14 protein-coding genes are annotated in these 20,766 nt (G+C 50.5%); 11 read left to right on the top strand and 3 right to left on the bottom strand.

Features of this window, described 5'->3' with window-relative positions:
- The first annotated feature begins 742 nt into the window (after positions 1 to 742).
- The 8 genes from KK078_RS03590 to KK078_RS03555 all read left to right on the top strand — a co-directional run bounded on the left by KK078_RS03590 (position 743) and on the right by KK078_RS03555 (position 15,113).
- Positions 743 to 1,306: a hypothetical protein gene (locus KK078_RS03590; RefSeq protein ID WP_254088872.1), complete on the top strand. Its 564-nt coding sequence runs from the start codon at positions 743 to 745 to the stop codon at positions 1,304 to 1,306.
- Between the two features lie 263 nt (positions 1,307 to 1,569).
- On the top strand, positions 1,570 to 3,876 hold the full coding sequence (locus tag KK078_RS03585) for a tetratricopeptide repeat-containing sensor histidine kinase (protein WP_254088871.1): 2,307 nt from the start codon (positions 1,570 to 1,572) through the stop codon (positions 3,874 to 3,876).
- Positions 3,877 to 3,907: 31 nt separating this feature from the next.
- A complete protein-coding gene (locus KK078_RS03580; RefSeq protein ID WP_254088870.1) occupies positions 3,908 to 5,845 on the top strand; it encodes a sigma 54-interacting transcriptional regulator in 1,938 nt (645 codons plus the stop codon).
- 169 nt (positions 5,846 to 6,014) lie between these two features.
- Positions 6,015 to 7,046: a GntR family transcriptional regulator gene (locus KK078_RS03575; protein ID WP_254088869.1), complete on the top strand. Its 1,032-nt coding sequence runs from the start codon at positions 6,015 to 6,017 to the stop codon at positions 7,044 to 7,046.
- 656 nt (positions 7,047 to 7,702) lie between these two features.
- Complete coding sequence (locus tag KK078_RS03570) at positions 7,703 to 10,834, top strand: SusC/RagA family TonB-linked outer membrane protein (protein ID WP_254088868.1); 3,132 nt, start codon at positions 7,703 to 7,705, stop codon at positions 10,832 to 10,834.
- Positions 10,835 to 10,844: 10 nt separating this feature from the next.
- Positions 10,845 to 12,755 (top strand): RagB/SusD family nutrient uptake outer membrane protein, encoded by a 1,911-nt coding sequence (locus tag KK078_RS03565; RefSeq protein WP_254088867.1) that lies wholly within the window; start codon positions 10,845 to 10,847, stop codon positions 12,753 to 12,755.
- Between the two features lie 40 nt (positions 12,756 to 12,795).
- Complete coding sequence (locus tag KK078_RS03560; protein WP_254088866.1) at positions 12,796 to 13,959, top strand: DUF5000 domain-containing lipoprotein; 1,164 nt, start codon at positions 12,796 to 12,798, stop codon at positions 13,957 to 13,959.
- 23 nt (positions 13,960 to 13,982) lie between these two features.
- Positions 13,983 to 15,113 carry a DUF4998 domain-containing protein gene (locus tag KK078_RS03555; RefSeq protein ID WP_254088865.1) on the top strand — a complete coding sequence of 377 codons (1,131 nt, stop codon included), beginning with the start codon at positions 13,983 to 13,985 and terminating at the stop codon, positions 15,111 to 15,113.
- A gap of 90 nt (positions 15,114 to 15,203) precedes the next feature.
- Here the strand turns inward: KK078_RS03555 and KK078_RS03550 are convergent, their stop codons facing one another.
- The 3 genes from KK078_RS03550 to KK078_RS03540 all read right to left on the bottom strand — a co-directional run bounded on the left by KK078_RS03550 (position 15,204) and on the right by KK078_RS03540 (position 17,399).
- Positions 15,204 to 15,611 (bottom strand): VOC family protein, encoded by a 408-nt coding sequence (locus KK078_RS03550; RefSeq protein WP_254088864.1) that lies wholly within the window; start codon positions 15,609 to 15,611, stop codon positions 15,204 to 15,206.
- 158 nt (positions 15,612 to 15,769) lie between these two features.
- The gene (locus KK078_RS03545) at positions 15,770 to 16,363 is read right to left on the bottom strand and encodes a uracil-DNA glycosylase family protein (protein ID WP_254088863.1); all 594 of its coding nucleotides are present in this window, start codon (positions 16,361 to 16,363) and stop codon (positions 15,770 to 15,772) included.
- A gap of 118 nt (positions 16,364 to 16,481) precedes the next feature.
- Entirely contained in the window at positions 16,482 to 17,399 is a 918-nt protein-coding gene (locus KK078_RS03540) for an NADP-dependent oxidoreductase (protein ID WP_254088862.1), read from the bottom strand.
- A gap of 190 nt (positions 17,400 to 17,589) precedes the next feature.
- Between KK078_RS03540 and pdxR the strand changes: the two genes are divergently transcribed.
- From pdxR to KK078_RS03525, 3 genes are all read left to right on the top strand, one after another.
- On the top strand, positions 17,590 to 19,113 hold the full coding sequence (gene pdxR, locus KK078_RS03535) for a MocR-like pyridoxine biosynthesis transcription factor PdxR (RefSeq protein ID WP_254088861.1): 1,524 nt from the start codon (positions 17,590 to 17,592) through the stop codon (positions 19,111 to 19,113).
- 142 nt (positions 19,114 to 19,255) lie between these two features.
- Positions 19,256 to 19,945, top strand: coding sequence for a hypothetical protein (locus KK078_RS03530; RefSeq protein ID WP_254088860.1), 690 nt, complete (start codon positions 19,256 to 19,258; stop codon positions 19,943 to 19,945).
- A gap of 176 nt (positions 19,946 to 20,121) precedes the next feature.
- Positions 20,122 to 20,730, top strand: coding sequence for a sigma-70 family RNA polymerase sigma factor (locus KK078_RS03525; RefSeq protein WP_254088859.1), 609 nt, complete (start codon positions 20,122 to 20,124; stop codon positions 20,728 to 20,730).
- Positions 20,731 to 20,766 lie beyond the last annotated feature (36 nt).

Raw genomic sequence — 20,766 nt, 5'->3', positions numbered from 1 at the left:
CCGGTGAATTGGAGTTCTTCTAAGAATGCCATACTGTTAGGTTACATGAGTTAACGAAATAATTAGTCAACGTCGTCGGGGTCATAACGACTTCCATCCATACTTATACGAACAAGGTAGCTACTTTAGCTATACTCCCAATCTTAAAAAGATATAATTTTCTCACAATCGATCCACAAACAGTAAATAACCCAGATTTCTAAAGGTCTGGGTATAGAGTGGGATATGGGTATGTTATTACTGGGTTATCTCTTGATTATAGACTATGTTGAAGTAAATTTAGGGGAAACTTAGCTTGCTGTCGCGAAGGATGTGGTAGGAGACAAACACGCGCCAGCTGAATGTGCTGGGGGCGTGGCGGCGTGGGAGGTGAATTCAGGAAAAAATCGTGGGATGACTCTTTTTTTCGTGCTTGTGGAGATTTGCAGGGCGTGTCGGAGAACAATCGGTCGATTGTTGCCGCAGTTTGCGCAGACTTATGCAGGAACTCGCGAAGTCGATTGAGCCGAAAAACGCACATCCTAAGATACGGATAACGATCGGGTATACGAGCAGATGTCTCAATATTTCTAATGACTTGCACAGGCCATATTTGTTGCCTGATGGTTTGGAAAATAAGTGATATATAACGCATGTTGATAAAAAGGCAGGCTTCGCGTAGTTGGCTATTCATTCTGTGATTCAATCAACTGTTGCCTCCCTTTGTCGTAGTTTTGAGTGGATAAATTTAAATGTTGAGCTTATGCGTATCAGACGTAAGTTAATGGAACTGGAAAATGAACTGGCGATTGCCCGGTCGCCCGTATTAGCTTATTTTTTGAACGGTCTGCAGCGGGAATATATTATATCGTTGTTTCAGCAAAACTCCTTAAGTCCCCCGGATGAATTGGTGGACCTGTATGAATGGAAGAATGGCGTTCAGTTCGAGGGTGTTCCAACGGGATTGCTGCACTTTGGTGTGCCGGGAGTATTCTTTCCGTTGGAAGATAGCTTGAAGATTTTTCACGCTTCAGAAGTAACGCGATCATCAACTTATTTTCCGGTTTTTTCTGACGATAGCTTTCTTATACAACTTAATAATCGCTCTCCCGATTACGGGAAGATCTTTATTTATAGTCCCGCGTTGCAGATATTCGAACCGGAAGCATGCTTTGACTCGCTTGAGAGCATGATTGACACATTCATCGTATGCTTTAGAAAGGGTGCATTTTTTTATAATAACGATAGTTTTTTTGAGCAGGACTATGATAAAAGCTTTGACGTCGCGAAAGCGGTAAACCCGGGCTCAACGTATTGGAGCGAATGACTTCCAGGCGCCACAGCAGCATGTCGTTGAATGGTTGCTGTAACGGTCCGTTGCCGCGATGCGCGTTTCAGGCGTGATCGTGCTATAATAAGAATCTGTCGCTACAGTATCCTGCACTATCCCGGCGATCAGGATGATCATTAAATCTACGCAATCTGAGAAAGTTCACGGATAAGGCACAGGTTTGCGGGTGATCCTTTATTTTATAATTGGTATATTTCGATTACAAGCGGATCTGTGTATAGCCCAACACCTCCAATCGTATGAAGTGTCTTTGCCAATCTGAACGGTATTTTCTCGCCGGCGTGTTTTTCGTAACGACACTCGTGTGCTGTCACGCACAGGTGCCTGAAAATAATAAGAACCCCCGCAAGCTGCTGGCGCTTATCCAGCAAAGCAAGCCTGACACCGGCCGCATCAAGCTGCTTCTTACCTTAAGCAAATACTATTTTGATACAGAGTGGAACTATCGCAATAAGGTCAAAGTGGATAGCGCGCTGGTCTATCTGGTGCAAGCTAAAAGCCTGAGCGATTCCCTCCGGGCGTTCGGGCTTGGGCAGGAGACCCTCACGCAGATGGGGTATTATTACTTCCGGTGTGACAATGCACGACAAGCGGAAGAATGTTTCAGGCAGGTGATCGACCTTTACAGAAAGGCGGGGGACAAAGAAGGCGAGGCACAGGCCTGGATCAATTTCGGTATGCGGTCGCCCTTAATTGACAGCACCTTGCAAACGATCATCGGGCGATTTGAGAATGCGCTTTGCATCTACCGGGCGTCCAATGACAAGATAAAAGAAGGGTCTGTCATCATCCAGATCGCCTACAAACATGTACGGCAGGGAAACCTGACGCTCGCGGAGAACGAAGCGATGCAGGTATTAAACCTTCAAAAGGGTAACGGTCCGAAGGAGCTTCAGTACACCTACGATCTGCTGGCACAGATCAGTGCACTAAGAGGGAATTATAACATTGCGATCCGGTACGAGCTGGAAGCTATCAAAAGCATGGAACGGATCGGGGATTACCGTTTTGAGGATAGTTTTTATAATGCGCTGGGTGAGTTTTACAGAGAGCTTGGAGAGGTTGAAAAAAGCATTCAATGGTTTCTTAAAAGCCTGGAGATTCTAAAAAGGAACAGTACGCCAACCGGTCGGTTCGATAGGCCGGGGGTGGTGGCCGTGGAAGACCGCAACGCCCTCTACTCCCTGGTGCGACGGATCGTGCAGGGGCTGATAAGGCAACATAAACCGCGGGAGGCCTTTGCTTTTTTAACGCGCACAACGGAGGAATACCCGCCCGACACCGATTTTGCCAGGCAGCTGCAGACAGGCTCCATGGGCGATTGCCACCAGGCGATGGCGCGCTATAGCACGGCGGAAGGATTTTACCGGGAAGCCATCGCGCTGGAGATCGCCACGGGGCAGATTGACGAATTGCGTAAAGAGTATTACAATATCAGTACGTTATACATCGCCTGGGGAAAATATTCCAACGCGGCCGATCATTTGGACAAATTAATGGCGATGCCCGAAGGTGTCATCAGCCTGTGCATGCTGGGTGATATTCATGGAATGCTTTTTAAGATCGACTCGGCATCGGGCGACTATGTAAATGCCATGAAGCATTACCAGCGGCACAAAGCCATCAACGATTCTATTTTTACAGAAAAGAAGAGCAAGCAGATCCAGGAGTTACAGATCCAGTATGAAACCGCGCAAAAGGAAAAAGACATTCAGTTGTTGCGCAACCAGGCCCGGCTTCATCAGAATGAAATACAACAGGCAATCCTGGCCAAGAACCTGACCTTTGGTGGCATCGCCTTGCTGCTTGTCATCGTGGGGTTATTGTATCATAGCTACTGTGTGAAGCAGCGGAGTAACCAGCAGTTACGGGCGCAGCAGCGCGAGATCAACCAGAAGAATTATTCGCTGCGCAACCTGGTGGATGAAAAAGAATGGCTGCTCAAAGAGGTTCATCACCGGGTGAAGAACAACCTGGCAACGATCATGAGCCTGCTCAACTCACAATCGGCATACCTGAACAATGGAGAGGCGTTAAGCGCTATTCGTGATTCCCAGCACCGCGTGCAGGCCATGTCGCTCATTCACCAGAAACTGTATCAATCGGAGAATGTAGCGGCGATCGATATGGCGTTTTACATTCACGAGCTCGTAGAGTATTTGCGGGACAGTTTCAATACCCGGCATCGCATCCGTTTTGAAACGAAGGTAGAGCCTGTTGAATTGACGATAGCGCAGGCCGTTCCGCTCGGGTTGATCCTGAATGAGGCGATCACCAATGCGATCAAGTATGCCTTTCCGGAAAACCGGAATGGCGTGATCACGATCTCCCTGAAGCAGGAAACAGACGATCGCTTTTCGCTTGCCATTGCTGATAACGGTATAGGCCTGCCACCCGATTTTGATGGTGTGAACAGGAGTTCCCTGGGAATGAGCCTGATGCAAGGTCTTAGCGATGATATTGGTGCCCGGTTTGAAATACGGAATGCGGGCGGCACCGTGATCGCCATACGATTTGTTTCCGAGCAGTCCCTGCATCATTCATAAGTTTTTTTCTGGTGTAATATTCGAAATTGCCATGCGTGACAAAGTTCTTATCGTCGAGGATCAGTTCATAGAAGCGAACGATCTGCAGTTGATGCTTGAAAAAGCAGGGTACCAGGTAACGGGCATAGCCCGTTCGGTGCAACAAGCGCTCGAGCTGATCGGGCAGGAGAAACCGTCGCTGGTCCTGCTGGATATCTACCTCAAGGGAAAATTGACCGGTATCGATCTGGCAAAACAATTACGAGAGGAGAACATTGCTTTTGTATATCTCTCCGCAAACTCTAACCAGGATGTTTTGGCAGAGGCGAAAGCTACGCAGCCGTATGGTTTTCTGGTAAAACCTTTTCGTGAAAAGGATGTGCTGGCGGCGCTGGAAATTGCCCGGTACCGTCATGAGCATAGCCTGGAATCCAATTTTCGGCGGGAAGCGGCGTTGCAAAAACAGCTCGCCGGGTTGAACACCCGGTCTGTCAGCTGGCAGGATACGATCATGAAGATCGGCATGGCGCTTCAGCCGTATGTTTCGTTCGACTTCCTGCGCGGTGAGTTTAAAGACGGTGACCCTACACGCTATACCCGTGGCTTTCTGCGAATAGGGTTCAATGAATATCAAAGTATGGGCGTCTCCGAATTCCTGGTGATGACCGGGCTGAGCCTGCCGGACTACGAGGTCTTGCTGCGGTCGGATCATGCGGATCCGATCGCCGCCGTTTATGCGGGCAGGGCATTTGAGGAGCTTTGCTCGCGGCGTCCGTTGAAGAAGGTAGTGGCCGGGTATTTTGGCATGGCGTCCTGCCTCTCGCTACCCCTGTATCTTTCCGGCGGCGGGACGTTCTATCTTTCGTTCTATAGTCGAAGCGCCGATACCTACACGGGCGAGCATCTTACCTTGCTCAACAGGCTGCAGCAGTCGTTGGCCGAGACAGTAGGCGGCGCGTTGGCGATCAAAGAGGCAACGAAAGGCCTGGAGACGCTGAAGGAGGTGCCGTTAGCATCGGGCGGGAACTCCACCGGTATATCCGGTTTCGAGGGTATCGTCGGCACAAGCCACCGTCTGCTGAATGTGTTCGACAGTATTACCCAGGTGGCGCCGCTTGATACGTCGGTGTTGATACTGGGTGAGAGCGGTACGGGTAAGGAACGGGTAGCAGAGTGTCTTCACCGGCTTTCTCCCAGAAAAATGAAACCCTTTATCAAGGTAAATTGTGCGGCCCTTCCCGCTTCCCTGATCGAATCAGAATTGTTTGGTCACGAGAAGGGCGCCTTCACGGGGGCCACCGATAAGAGGATCGGCAAGTTTGAGCAGGCTTCCGGCGGTACGATCTTGCTGGATGAAATAGGCGAAATGCCCATTGAGCTCCAGGTCAAGTGGCTGCGGGTTTTACAGGAAAAGGAAATCGAGCGCATCGGCGGTTCAGCACCGATAAAAGTGGATGTCCGGGTGATCGCCGCCACCAACAAGGACCTGGAAAAGGAAGTGGCCGAAGGCCGTTTCCGCCTCGATCTGTACTACCGCCTCAATGTTTTTCCCATACAGCTTCCTCCGTTACGCGAACGCAAGGACGATATACCGGCGCTGGCTGATCACTTTGTCCGGTATTATTCCCGGAAGGCAGGAAAAAATATCGCGGGCATTTCCGCTGGCGTTTTACAAGAGCTCCAGGCTTACCGTTGGCCGGGCAATGTCCGGGAGCTTGAACATATCATCGAGCGAAGCGTGCTGCTCACAAAGGGCGATACGATCCGCGACGTTATATTGCCGGATCAAAAGGAATCAAAGCACGCTGCGAGCGCCCCGCGTGTAAAGACCATCCTGGAGAACGAGCGGGACCATATCCTGGAGGTATTAAAACAATGCGATGGTAAGATCTGGGGGGCCGGGGGTGCGGCCGAGCTTCTGAATGTTCCGCCTACAACGCTGCAATCCAAAATGAAAAAGCTGGGGATCAGAAAGGAGCATATGATTTAGGCGTTCGCAAATATGGCGTCCTCTTGTTACCACGTCATTTCGTTGCCGGTTTTCGGTGTACACCGAAATATCGGTGCTTCATTTTTGGAGTGTCTTCATAAATGGTTGAAAGCCAGCTGTTTTTAAATCGGGCCCCGCGTTTGATGGCATGCCCGATCAACAACCATCCATGCAAAAATCACCCATCTATAAATACATCTCGCTGGATGATCATTCGGCCACGCCGAAGTATCAACAATTAGCCAATTCCATCATCAACGCTGTTCAGCAGGGCAATATTAAAAAGGACGAGATCCTGCCGTCGCTGAGTGAATTGAGCTTTGAGTTCGAGATCTCGCGGGATACGGCCGAGCGGGGGTACAAATACCTGAAAGATTGTGGTGTGATCGGCTCTGTTCCCGGCAAGGGGTATTTCATTAAGAGCACGGATGTCAATCACCAGTTAAAGGTCTTCCTGCTTTTTAATAAGCTCAGCGCGCATAAAAAGATCCTCTATGATTCCATTGCCGCGTCGTTAGCAAAGCATGCTTCTATCGATCTGTATATTTACGATAATGATTTTTCTTTCTTTAAGAAATTACTTCATTCCAAGCGAGAGGGGTACACGCACTATGTTATCATACCGCACTTCCTGGAAGGTGGCGATAACGCGCACGAAATAATTAATTCGATCGACAAGGATAAGCTTATTTTACTGGATAAGCTGGTTCCGGGTGTCTCGGGGCAGTTTGGCGCGGTCTACGAGAATTTTGAGCTGGACATCCGGTCGGCGCTGACGCAGGCGCTCGAGCAATTATGTAAGTATCATACCCTGAAGATCCTTTTCCCGCAGGACTCTTATTATCCGCAGGAGATCCTCAAAGGTTTTTTTAGTTTTTGCGATGAGTTTGCCTTCACGGCCAAGCTCGTTCACCGGATCCAGGACGAGCCCATCAATGCCGGGGAAGCATTCATCAGCTTAATGGAGGAAGATCTTGTTCGGCTCATTGAAATGATCCTGGTCAGCAAACTAAAAGTGGGACGGGATGTCGGTGTGATCTCCTATAATGAAACACCTTTAAAGAAGATCATACTCAATGGGATCACAACCATTTCAACGGATTTCAAGATGATGGGGGAGAAGACCGCGGAGATGATCCTCCATAATTCAAGAGAGCATATTGAAATACCTTTTCATCTTACCCTGAGATCGTCTGTATAAAGTATATGTTCTACAGGATAGAGCATGACAGATGTTCGTAAAGTCTTTATTATCTTATGATTTTCCGGGTGTCCTCCCACCGCAATCCCCGGTATATCCTGGATCGGTATATATTCCTTGGTATAGGAACAGCTAAGGACTGTTCCTATAATAAATTTCTGAAAATATCTTTCGGATCGATATTCCGGGTATCGCTCTTCTTTCCCACATAAAGCAGGTTGAAGCCGTTTAAATCGTTTGCATCAGTACGGTTCAGAACGGTTAAAACGATTTCTGTTTTTAGCTTTATTCTGAAGACTCCAAACACCTCATACACCTCAACCCTTTGCCTATGGATCAAAACTACTTCTTGTTAAAAAGACCATTACGGGTCTTGGCCGGCAACGCTCTGAAGATAGCAACGCTATCGTTCAGCGCTCAGCATAAGGACTATTGAACTATCCTCCGTATGCCGTCCTGTCTTTCGGCGATCGGGTACTATACCCGTGCCGGAATGCCGGGTAACGCAAAGAAAGTATACTAATTTAAACATCAACCGACGGGACTCACACGAGCCTGGAACTTGTCCGGTCAAGGTCAGGGCGCCGGGGCGTGACCGGTAGGGTATTGCCTATTTCATTTTAACATCCGACCTCATCACACTAAGCAGAATACGTATGCATAAATTTTACAAGATCCCTATTTGTTGCATTTTCATTGTCGCAGGGTTTCATCATTCGCTTTTCGCGCAAGCCCTGCGCGTCTCCGGTACGGTTACCGACGACGCCGGAGAGTCGTTGCCCGGCGTGAGCATCATGCTGAAAGGCACGAACAATGGAACCACCTCCGATAACAATGGCAAGTACACGCTGGAAGTTGCCGACGGAAGTGCAATACTGGTTTTCTCCTTCGTAGGCTTTAGCAGTCAGACGGTGGAAGTTTCCAATAGAACCTCGATCGATGTTTCATTGATACCCGACGTTGCAGCCCTCGGGGAAGTGGTGGTAGTGAGCTATGGAACACAGAAAAAAGAATCTGTCATCGGTTCGATTACGACCGTGGAGCCGGAAAGGCTGAAAATACCCAGCAGCAATTTAACGACGGCGCTGGCGGGCAGGATGTCCGGCATCATCGCGTATCAGCGAAGCGGAGAGCCCGGCGCCGATAACGCCAGTTTTTTTATTCGTGGGGTCACCACCTTCGGATATAAAAAAGATCCCCTGATCCTTTTGGACAACAATGAAATTACGACACGGGAGCTTGCACGGTTGCAGCCGGACGATATTGCCAGTTTCTCTATTATGAAGGATGCCACCGCCACGTCGCTTTACGGTTCGCGCGGGGCGAACGGGGTGATCCTGGTCACGACCAAACGTGGTCTGGAAGGGAAAGCGACCATCAACGTGCGTATGGAGAACTCGTTCTCGATGCCGACGCAGGATATCGCGCTGGCGGACCCGGTTACGTACATGAAGCTTCACAACGAAGCTGTGCGGACGCGTAATCCGCTCGGCGTAACGCCGTATTCGCAGAATAAGATCGAGAATACATTGAACGGTGGTAACCCGTATGCCTACCCGGCGAACGACTGGTATAAAATGGTCTTTAAGGATTATGCCCAGAACAAGCGGTTAAATTTCAACCTCACGGGAGGCGAGAAGGTTGCCAAGTATTACCTGGCCGGATCGATCAACAACGATAACGGGCTCCTCAACGTCGACAAGCGGAACAATTTCAACAGCAACATCGATCTGAAGAGTTATATGCTGCGGTCCAACGTGACCCTCAACGTGACCAAAACAACGGAAGTGACGGTGCGTTTGCAGGGGCTGTTTGACGATTACACCGGCCCGATAGACGGCGGGGATGCGATCTACCGCCAGGTGATGCGAACAAACCCGGTCTTGTTCCCCGCCTACTATTTGCCGGATACGGCGAATGCCCATACACAACATATTCTTTTCGGCAACTACGACAAAGGGGGGTATAACAACCCGTATGCGTCACTGGCCCGGGGCTACCGTAACTACAGCACGTCGCACATCATGGCGCAGGGCGAGCTGCGGCAAAGACTTGATTTTATAGTGCAGGGCCTTTCGGTCCGGGGTCTGTTCAATACAAACCGGTATGCCAATTATGAAGTACGGCGTTTTTACAATCCGTTTTATTACGCCATGTCCCGGTATGATAAAGCGACCGACACCTATCGGTTGAATCCGCTTAACCCGACTACCGGAACAGAGTACCTGGACTACCAGGAGCCGTTGGACCGGAAGCTGATCACATCGACGACGTATATGGAAGCGGCGGTAAACTGGGACCGTACCTTTAATGAAAAACACGCTGTCGGCGGGTTGGTGGTGATGACACGGCGCGAGCAGTTGAACGCCAATGCGGGCGATCTTCAGAAGTCACTTCCCTATCGCAACATGAGCACCGCAGGCCGGTTTACGTATGCTTACGACTCCCGTTATTTTGCGGAGTTCAATTTCGGCTATAACGGTTCGGAGCGGTTCTCTAAAAAGGAGCGGTTCGGATTTTTCCCTTCGGCCGGTGTGGCGTGGATCGCGTCCAACGAGGCGTTCTGGAGTGGCCGTCTGAAAACGATCGTCGACAAGCTGAAGGTAAAAGCAACGTACGGGCTGGTCGGGAACGACGCCATCGGCAGTGACAACGACCGGTTCTTTTATCTGTCGAATGTGAACATGAACAACGATCGTAAAGGCGCAGCCTTCGGGACTTATGGAAACGGACAATCGTTGACCGGGGTCTCGATATCGCGTTACGCCAATGATCAGATCACCTGGGAAACGGCTATTAAGTGGAACCTGGGTGTGGAATTGAACCTGCTGGGCAAACTGGAAATTCAGGCCGATGTCTTTTCCGAGCATCGTAAGAATATTCTCATGGACCGGGCGTTCATCCCCGCTACCATGGGCCTGCAGGCAGGCGTTCGGGCGAACGTAGGGGAGGCCAGCAGCTGTGGGGTTGACATGTCGGCGAGTTATGATCATTCGTTCGCCAATGGCGCGTGGGTCACGGGCATGGCTAATTTCACCTATGCCACGAGCGAGTTCAAGATCTATGAAGAGCCTGATTATTCTGCCACGCCCTGGAGGTCGCGTGTAGGTACTTCGTTAAACCAGATCTGGGGGTTGGTTGCCGAACGCCTTTTTGTGGATGAGGACGAAGTGCGGAATTCACCCACGCAGTTCGGCGACTATATGGCGGGTGATATCAAATATAAAGACATCAACCACGACGGTCAGATCAACGAACTGGATATGGTGCCGATGGGGTACCCCACGGTGCCGGAGATCGTTTATGGTTTTGGCTTATCGGGTGGCTGGAGAAGATTCGATCTTTCCTGTTTCTTCCAGGGGCTTGCGCGGGAGTCTTTCCAGATCAATGCGTTTGATACGTCGCCGTTCGTTGACGGGCAGAATGCCTTGCTGAAAGACTATGCCGACGATCATTGGTCGGAGGAAAACCGGAATGTATATGCCTTATGGCCCCGGCTTTCGCCCACGCGTGTCGAAAATAATATGGTGGGCTCCAGCTGGGTCGTGAGAGATGGATCGTTCCTGCGGTTAAAATCTGTCGAGTTCGGTTATACGCTGCCGATCAGTCTTATCTCACGGGTTAAGCTGACGAACCTGCGCTTTTACTTTAGTGGAACCAATCTTTTAACGTTCAGTAAATTCAAGATGTGGGATCCGGAGCTGGGCGGCAATCGCGATGCGAACGGCAACGGTATGGGGTACCCCATTCAAAAGGTGTTCAACATGGGGCTTCAACTTTCCTTCTAAAACGAGTACGATGAAAAAGATATTCATAACACTGATCATACTGTGCACCCTGAGCGCCTGCGTTGACTACCTGGATGTGGTGCCGGACAATATTGCGACCATTGATTATGCTTTCCGCAACAGGACGGTCGCTCAAAAGTACCTGTTCACTTGTTATAACTACCGTCCACCCATTGGCGCGGTGGATAACGATCCGGCCATGAACGGCGCCGACGAGACCTGGCAACGGTATATTATCAACCAGGGTTTCCCCACGTGGACGAATACCAACATCGCCCGCGGGTTGCAAAATGCGGCGAATCCCTATTTTAATTATTGGGGTGACGGTTTATGGACCGGGATCCGCGATTGTAACATCTTTCTGGAGAACATTCATAAAGTGCAGGACCTGGCGGATTACGAGAAGAAGCGGTGGATCGGCGAGGTGAAATTCCTGAAGGCCTACTATCATTATTGTCTGTTTAAATGCTATGGTCCTATTCCCATCGTCGATGTCAACCTTCCGATCAATGCCAGTGCAGAAGAGGTAAAGGCGTATCGTGAGCCGGTAGATTCGGTCGTTCAGTACATCGCGAACCTGATGCAGGAGGCGGTCGCTGATCTGCCGGATGCAAACGAAGTGATCGAAGGAACCGAAGCCGGCCGCGTTGACAAACTGGCGGCGTTGAGTATGCGTGCTGAAGTGTTGCTCTTTGCGGCGAGCCCCCTGTTCAATGGTAATGCCGACTATGCCAGCATGATCGATAAGCGGGGGGTGCAGCTTTTCTCGCAGACCTATGATCCTGAAAAGTGGAAGCTTGCCGCGGATGCGTGTAAAGAGGCCATCGATGTTTGCCATGCACAAGGTAAAGCATTATACGACCAGGTTGATCCGCTGACGTTAAATTCTCCCGCGCCGTTCAAGGTTCAGACGACGTACCGGCAGGCCATTTGCGATCGCTGGAACAAGGAATTGCTGTGGGGCAACACCAACAATGACGTCGGCTTTCTGGTACGGCACGCAACGGCCAGGCTGATGCGGTTAAATCCGGAACGGCTCAATGATGCCACCAGTGAATGGGCGCCGACGTTAAAGATGGTTGGGAAATATTATTCCGCGAACGGCGTTCCGATCGACGAGGATGTTCAGTGGCGGGATAACGGGTGGTATGAGAGCCGCTATAAAGTAAGACCGGAAGCTTCTGCCGGAGATGAGAGATATTATGTAAAGGAAGGCGAGAAGACCGTGTACCTGCATTACAACCGTGAGCCGCGCTTCTATGCGAGCCTGGGTTTTGACAAGGGCGTGTACTTCGGGAATGGCTATTATGATTTTCCGGCGAATGTCAAGTCCTGCGATTTCTTCAACCTTGGTGTTTCCGGATGGCAGGGGGGATCCGGATTTTCTGCAACAGGATATTCAGTGAAGAAGATGCACAGTTTCAAAGATGCGCAAACGCGGGACAATATCTCGTATGAATATTTCCCTTTCCCCATTATGCGACTGGCCAACCTGTACCTGATGTATGCCGAAGCATTGAATGAAGCCAGCGGGCCGGTCGACGAGGTCTTCACGTATCTGGATCTCATCCGGGCTCGCGCCGGGCTCAAGGGCGTTCAGGAATCGTGGTCTACCTATTCCAGCAGGCCCGGTAAACCCGCCACCAAAGAAGGCCTGCGGGAGATCATTCACGACGAACGCGCGATTGAGCTGGCGTTTGAAGGCAAGCGTTTTTGGGACATCCGGCGCTGGAAAGAGATCGAGGTCCTGAACGAACAGCCCCAGGGATGGAATATCATGGGCGAGACTGCCGCCGATTTTTACCGGGTAATGTCGGTGGCGAAAGACCCGGTCGAGTTTACCGTGAAAGACTATTTCTGGCCTATCAAAGTGTCGGACATGGTAGTCAACAATAACCTGATCCAAAATTATGGCTGGTAAGCAGTCACCCATCATGTATTTTAAAAACAGGTATATGAACATGAGAACTACTCTTTTAAGTATAGTCGTTGGTTTTATCGCCCTGGCCTGTAAGGAGGAGCCCTTTTGGCAGGAACCAGTAGACACCCGTCCTCCCGGCGAGATCGCAAACGTAGAGGTTGAAAATATTCCGGGAGGAGCCGTCCTGCGTTATACGTTGCCGCAGGATGAAGATCTTCTTTATGTAAAAGCGGTGTATTCATTGAAAGATGGAATAACCAGCGAGGTGCGTGCTTCTCTTTATAACGATACGTTACAGATCCAGGGATTCGGAGACACTGCCGAGCGACAGGTAAAGCTGATTGCCGTGGACCGGAGCCGGAACGAATCACAGGCGGTGGAAGCGACTATCGCTCCGCTCGAGCCTCCTGTTGTGACGATCGGCGGAACATTGGATCTGATCCCGGATTTTGGAGGCGTTCATGCGTATTGGCAGAACCCGTCGCGGGCGGAAATTTCCGTGGTGATACTGAAAGAAGATCATAACAAAGAGTACGTTCCGCTGGAGACTTTTTACAGCTCGGTAAAGATCGGGGAGGGAGCCAAGCGAGAAATGGATACGATCCCTGTCAATATCGGTGCGTATGTTCAGGACCGTTGGGGGAACCGGAGTGAAACGAAGTATTATACGTTGACACCGATCTTTGAAACGAAATTTGATCGCAACAAATTCAATGCTGTCGAGCTGCCGGGTGATCAACCGAGTGCCTTTGGCTGGGTGAAGCCCAGAATGTGGGATGATATCATGGGTGACCAGGGATATAGCTCGCCGGGTGGCTCGGGCGTTTGGCCTCATTCTGTTACCATCGATCTGGGTGTGGTCGTTCAGATGAGTCGTTTGAGGGTCTTCCAACGACAGGGGTCATACGTTTATGCAGAAGGGAATCCGCGGAAATTTGAGGTCTGGGGCGCCGAGCAGCTCGATGGATCGGGAAACTGGAGCAGCTGGACGAAGCTGATGGACTGCACGTCTGTAAAACCTTCCGGATTGCCGATGGGACAGAATACAGACGAAGATGTGAGCCGGGCCTACAATGGCGAGGATTTTATTTGTCCTGTGACGGCGCCGAGAGTCCGCTATATCCGGATCAAGGTTACACAGACCTGGTCGGGTGGTGACAACTTTCAAATATCGGAGCTGCAGTTCTTTGGCGACAACCGGTAATGTTAACCCTTTAAAGAAATATCATGAAACAGCTATATTATTTACGCAAAGGATCTCACCCCCTACATGCCATCGGCATCGTATTGCTGGTTGCCGTGCTGACGGCCTGTTCGGACATGAACGATCTGCACCAGGAGTATCTGGATCGGGGAGAGGATATATATGCGGCGAAGGCCGATAGCGTAGCGCCTCATCCGGGGAGGAATCGTGTCGAGTTTGAAGTATTTGTCAGGTCACAGCGGATCAAAACGGCCCGGTTCTTCTGGAACGATTATCAGGATTCTTCAGACCTGGTGATTGAAGGCCAGGGTATTTTTAAAAAGATGCTGGAGAATCTCGAGGAGCGAAGATACATTTTTAAGCTTGTCTGCCTGGATGATTTTGGTAATAGGTCACTGCCGGTGGAGCTTAGTGCGAATGTTTATGGTGAACGGTATCAGGCGCAATTGGTGAGCCGGTCGGTAGGGTCGACGTCGATCGATGTGCAGGGAAAGGTAACGATACACTGGGGGAGCGCTGTTGACGGGGCCGTTGCGATAGAAGTAAAGTATACCGACCTCGCGGGAAATAGTAAGCTTCAGACTTTCCCGGCAGATCAGCCGACCGCTGTCATTACAGACTTTAAACCGGATATGGGGTACGAGTACAGGACCGTGTATAAACCTGATTCTACCAGTGTTGATAGTTTTTTTACAGACTATGCACCCGGTACACTGTTGTCGTTTGACAAGACGGACTGGCACATCGTTGACTTTTCGTCGCAGCACGGCGGTGCGGACAATTCGGTGGATAATTTTATTGATGGGACATTTAAGACCCGTTGGCATTCACTCGCCGGCGGCTCGTCGTATCCCCATCATGCCACGATCGACATGGGCGTTGTAAGGACCATAACACAATTCGGAGCCTGGATCACAACCTTTGACTCTCCTCCTGATGGCGATCACCGGGCTCCTGATAAAATTAAATTCTTAGTGAGCCTGGACAATGTGGTTTGGACCGACCTGGGAGAATTTAACTTTAATCGTTTCCTGCTGGGTGAACAGACCTTTGTTGTGCCCGCTTCGACTCAGGGCCGATACTTTCGATTTGTGGGCGTATCGGGACCCGAGAATAATATGGTAATGGGTGAAGTAAGCGCTTATGGTTTTTGATTGAATTCATGTTCTATAGGAGCGCTCCCCGAGTACGGGCCAGGGGAGCGCTTCCCTTATGGAATCAAGCCAACGTTACATCCATTCACCTTACGCTAAACCAAATCTTTTCTTCGCGTCTTCGGTCACCGGCGCGAAGAAGTTCACCAGGTTGCCGTCGGGGTCGCGGAAAAGCAATGATCGGTTGCCCCAGGGCATGGTGGTGGGTTGTTGAAGGACGGCGTCGCCGAGAAATGTCTTGAGTCTTTCAAATTCTGCGTCGACGTCGTCGACGCGGAATTCAATGATCGCGGAGCGGTTCGCGGCGGGGACGGCAATTTCGGCATTGCCAAACAGGGCAAGGGTTCTCGTGCTGCCGATGGCGAGATTTGCCTGCGGTGTGCGCAGCTCGGCAAAATCTTCGGTGTATTTTGCCAGTGATGCGGCCGTGATCCGCTCATAGAAATCAATAAGGCGTTTAATGTCTGCGGTGATGATCCGGACGGAAGATAAATTCATTGTTTCTCGTTTTAAAAGTTCTGGGAGGCAAAAAAAGCACCACCGACTGACAGCCTTATGTCAGCAGGAACAGATTTTAATCTTCAGGAACGGGAAGCTGGTGTAGGGAATTACTTTACGATCGTTGGGCGACGCAGCCGGCACGATGGGCCTACAGGTTACTTGGTGTGTTTAATTTTCGTTTCGTTCAGAAGGGATTTTACTTTTTCCCGGAGCACGTGGAGTAAGCTTTCCTTAAACCACTCGTTTTTCTTTTGCCAAATGTTGTTCCGGGGCGATGGATGGGGTAATGGGATATATGCTGGCAGGTATTCTTTGTAATTTTTTACAGTTTCTGTTAAGGTCATCTTCGCGGTTTTCAAGTAATAGTGCTGGGCGTATTGTCCAATCAATAAGGTCAATTTTACCGCTGTCATTGATTTCAGCACTTGTTGATGCCACAACGGTGCACATTCGGGTCTGGGGGGCAAGTCGCCTGATTTTCCGCTGCCCGGAAAACAAAAGCCTATGGGGACCAGCGCAAAGATCTTTTCATTATAGAATGTTTGTTTATCGACTCCCAACCATTCCCGTAAATTGTTACCACTGGCATCATCCCACGGAATACCGCTATCCTGAACTCTTTGACCTGGAGCTTGCCCTATTATTACAATTTTTGAAACGCTGCTCGCCTGGATGATCGGTCGTGGAGCGTTAGGCAAAAATTCTTTGCAAACAGTACACTTCCTGATCTCTGAAAGTATGGTGTCCATGTATATACTTGTAAAAAACACTTGAAGTCGATGCTTCAAGTGTTTTTAAATTTATCCAATAGCTAAGAAACGCCCAATTCGCTTTATACGCGAGAGGCCATGACCGACCAGCCGGACCTTACGGGCGAACGCGGATGATCGTCTTCCCCTTGACACGTTCGGTGGGGTTGAAGGCGGCGACGGCATCTTCGAGGGGCGAGACGTGGCCGATGTTTGTGCGCAGCCGGCCATCCCGAACCCGCCGGATGAGCTCACTCAATTGAGCGCGATCGGGTACGACGACGAAATCTATGGTCAATCCCCCGTCGGGCCGTGCCTCGGTTGGGCCGGCAACGGTCACCAATGTTCCGCCGGTGCGAATCACCCCTGCGGACCGCTTCGCGATATCGCCACCGAAAACATCGAAAACGAGATCGACCTGGGCGGTGTTTTCCAGGGTGTCGCTGTCGAGGTCGACGAACTCCTGGGCGCCGAAGGTGAGCGCTGTCTGGCGGTGGGTAGCGCGTCCGGTACCGATGACATAGGCGCCGGCTTCACGGGCAAGCTGGACTGCCATCGAGCCGACTATGCCGGCCGCACCGTGAATGAGGACGCGCTGACCGGCGCGAAGGCGGCCGTGCTCGAACAGTCCTTGCCACGCCGTCAGGCCCGGCATCACAACGGCTGAGCCTACGGTGAAATCTACGTCGCCCGGGAGCGGTGCGAGGTTGCGTGCTTCAACGACCACATACTCCGCCAGCGTGCCGTCGCGATACCAGTCCGTGAGTCCGAACACGCGTTGCCCCACCGACAGCCCGGTGGTGCCGTAGCCCAGGGCGGTGACCACGCCGGCCAGTTCGTGGCCGGGGATCGATGGTGTCCGGTCACGGTCGTGCCGGTCGGTCCAGGTCGAGGGCCATGACAGCTCGTCTCCCGTCATGGCCGACGCGTGCACCTGGACAATGACGTCGTTAATTGCCGCTTGCGGCTCGGGCCGCTCCGCCAGTTTCATTCCGGCTGTTCCCGCGGCCTGGTCCGTTACAACGATCGCTTTCATAATGCACCTCCTTTTGTAGTTGTCAGGGGACATGCGCCTGACGTGATGTTGACGTACATTTTTAATTCAGTTTTCAGCATGATTTTATAGTTCGTTAAAGTTATACCATGAGCCTTACAATGTGGGATAAAACTAACTTCTAATTTGGTTACCTTGGTGGGCCAATTTCAAGATATCAAGGGGTCCAGCGATGATTAAAAAACTTCTTTCAATTTCATTTAAAAAAGACGGTGAGCATAGTCCCTTATACCGGCAATTAGAATCTGAAATTATCCAGTTGATCTGTCGTGGCGTCCTGAAACCGGGACAGGCCCTTCCATCGTCGCGTGAGCTTGCGCAAAGTCTGAAGCTCAACCGTAAAACGGTCGTGGCAACCTACGAGGAATTGGGTGCGCAGGGTTGGGTGGAAACCCGGGAACGAAGCGGCGTGTATATTTCCAATGAACTTCCCGATACTTCGGTTCGCACGGTTACGCCCACTGGCAAAAATTCGATACGGAAATGGCAACCCGCTTATCCGATCATCCGGCAGTCTTCTTCGCTAGCCACGAGAACAGATCCTGACACGGAAATCAATGCTTTGGGAATGCCGGCACCGCTGTATAAGATCGACGACGGTTTTCCTGATCCCAGAATTGCACCGATCGAGGAGCTGGTGCGGGAGTACAGAAGATTAGGAAGGGGACGCCTGGCAAATCAATTTCTCACGTATGGTCCGGAGCATGGTTCGTATCGACTCAGGGTCGAGCTTGCCAATTTTTTAAACCGGACCCGGGGGATGCGGATCACTGAAAAAGAAATACTGATCACGAAAGGGACGCAGATGGCTATCTATTTAACCACGCAGCTGCTCATCCGTCCGGGAGACAATGTATTTGTACCGGAACCCGGTTATAGGGATGCGAATCAAACCTTTACGCTGGCAGGAGCGAATTTAACCTTTATCCCGGTGGATAAAGACGGTATAGATGTAGATAGGATCGAGCAGTTGTGTAAAAGAAAGGTGCCTAAGATGATCTATATAATCCCTCATCACCACCGGCCTACAACCGTTACCCTGAGTGCAGAGCGTCGGATGCGACTGATGAACCTGGCGCGCAGGTACAGATTTGCTCTGCTTGAAGACGATTATGATTTTGACTATCACTTTTCAAGCAATCCGCTTTTGCCTTTGGCGAGCCTGGATACCGGTGGACACATTATTTACGTCGGTTCCTTTTGTAAAAGCATTGCACCCGGCGTCCGGATCGGGTTTATGGTAGCGCCGGAAGTGGTCATAAATGAAGCTGCTGCCATTCGTAAATTAATAGACCGCCAGGGTGAGCAGCTGCTGGAGGAGGCGACCGCCGAACTTTTGAGCACCGGTGATATCTCCCGGCATATCAAAAAGTCGCATAAGGTTTATCAGGAACGGTTGGAAAATACTTGCCGTTTGCTTCAACAGCAGTTAGGGGATTTTTTAACGTTTGATCGGCCTAACGGCGGACTCGCTATCTGGGCAACCTACAGAAGGGGGATACGTGCTAAAGCCGTTGCCTTGCATGCGGCAACGCTAAGATTAAAGATCAGCGATGGCAGTAATTATTTTTTTCAGCCCAATACTTCCAGACCAAATGACTTTATACGCATAGGGTACTGTTCCCTGGATGAAACAGAAATGGCCAGCGCAATAGAGATCTGGAGACGGGCCCTTGCTCCCTTTGCAAAAAAATAACAGTCCACGCCATAAAGGCCTGTTGCGGTAACGGCATAGCATCGGTTCATAAACTATGCATAACCCGCCAAGCAGGTTGAAATCGAACTAAACAGATCCGCAGTATTATATCGATATATTTACGTTTCAGAAATTGATGTCTATGGGACAGTGGAACACACTACATACGTTTGACGAGAAATTGTACCAAACCAGGACTCGCCGACTGTTAGAGGATGAGCACGCCTTATGGCCGTATTATCAAATGTATAAATCAATTTCGTTGCCGGGAACGTGCAGATTCACGCCGGCTGATTTTGTTCGGTATGCGGCAGAGTTTCAGCAACAGATTGCGGATTTGTTCGTGGTCGGGCGCGTGAAAGACGACAATGCGAGATTGCCACTGTCGGCCCAGGATGAATATGCCTTTATCGACCTGTTTACTTTTCTTATTTTCCAGACGTCGGCACGCTTTGATCCATATTTCAGGCTGGGTTATCGGGCATTCGCCAACGCGGTGGAGGTTCGGAATCGGGAAAGCCTGAGCAGTCAGATCCTTTCAAATCTGCTCGATTCTTACAACGAGTTCAATCGGGATGGTTCAGGGATACGTAAAATTTTAACCGCGGTCGATGTGAGGATATTCATGTTGGATTTGGATAATTTAACGGCGAAACCTGCTGAGGGCGCTGCCGAATACGTGGATGAATTTAAGCAGTATATAACCTATCTGGCCGCGCGTGATCTCGGGATTTTATCAGGATTAGACCTCTTACCGCAAAAGCTCATGCATACTGACGCTGCGTTGCCTGATCTGCGTGATTTGACGATCGAAAGCCTACGGTATGATTGAATAGTTCTTGCCACAAAGCTGCGTTGCGAAGTTGCGGTGCTGATCCTTTTTGTTTCCCCATTTGTACATCATTAAAAAAATGAGGACCTTTCCTATAAGGTTGCCTAGCCCACAACCTGAACAAACACCATGACGAGGATGCCCCGATGCTCGCGGGGTTGATTCTGAAGAGTCCTATGTCCAACTACAGTGCCTATAACGATCATGCGCTGTCGGCCTTATTGAAGGCCGATGACCATGTTGCGTTTAACGAGATCTACGGGCGGTACTGGAAAAAAATGTTGCACATTGCCTGGAACCACAGCGAGGACAAAACCGTGGCGAAGGACATTGTGCACGAGGTATTTATTTCGTTGTGGGAGCGTCGCCACCAGGTGGAGATCGACAACCTGCCGGCCTTTCTGGCCACGGCTGTAAAATTCAGCATCTACAAGTACTATCAGCGGGAGAGTCGCCGCTCGGAGCTGCTGCGGCTGAACTATGAGTTCAGCGAGCTGTCGCAGGACGAGGAGAAGCTCGATGCGCTCTTCCTGGAGGAATATATCAATGGCATCGTGGAAGAAATGCCCGCGAAGTGTCGATTTGTGTTTCGTTGCCGGGAGCAGGGCATGAAAAACAGCGAGATCGCCGAGCAGGCCCAGATCACCCAAAAGGCCGTTGAGCGGAACCTCACGCGCGCGCTGAACATCATCCGCGGGGAGCTTAAAAACTATGGCTGGCTGTTCGTGCTGGCGGCCCCGGTGTTGTACGTCATTCTGAAAGAGGTCGATCGGACCGGATTCTAAGTTTTTTCAAAAATAAATCGTTTGCGCTGTGGGGTA

It is taken from the genome of Dawidia soli (assembly GCF_018598185.1).
GTDB classification, from domain to species: domain Bacteria; phylum Bacteroidota; class Bacteroidia; order Cytophagales; family Cyclobacteriaceae; genus Ohtaekwangia; species Ohtaekwangia soli.
The sequence above is the reverse complement of the archived record's forward strand: the minus strand, read 5'-3'. Positions and strand labels throughout refer to the sequence as shown.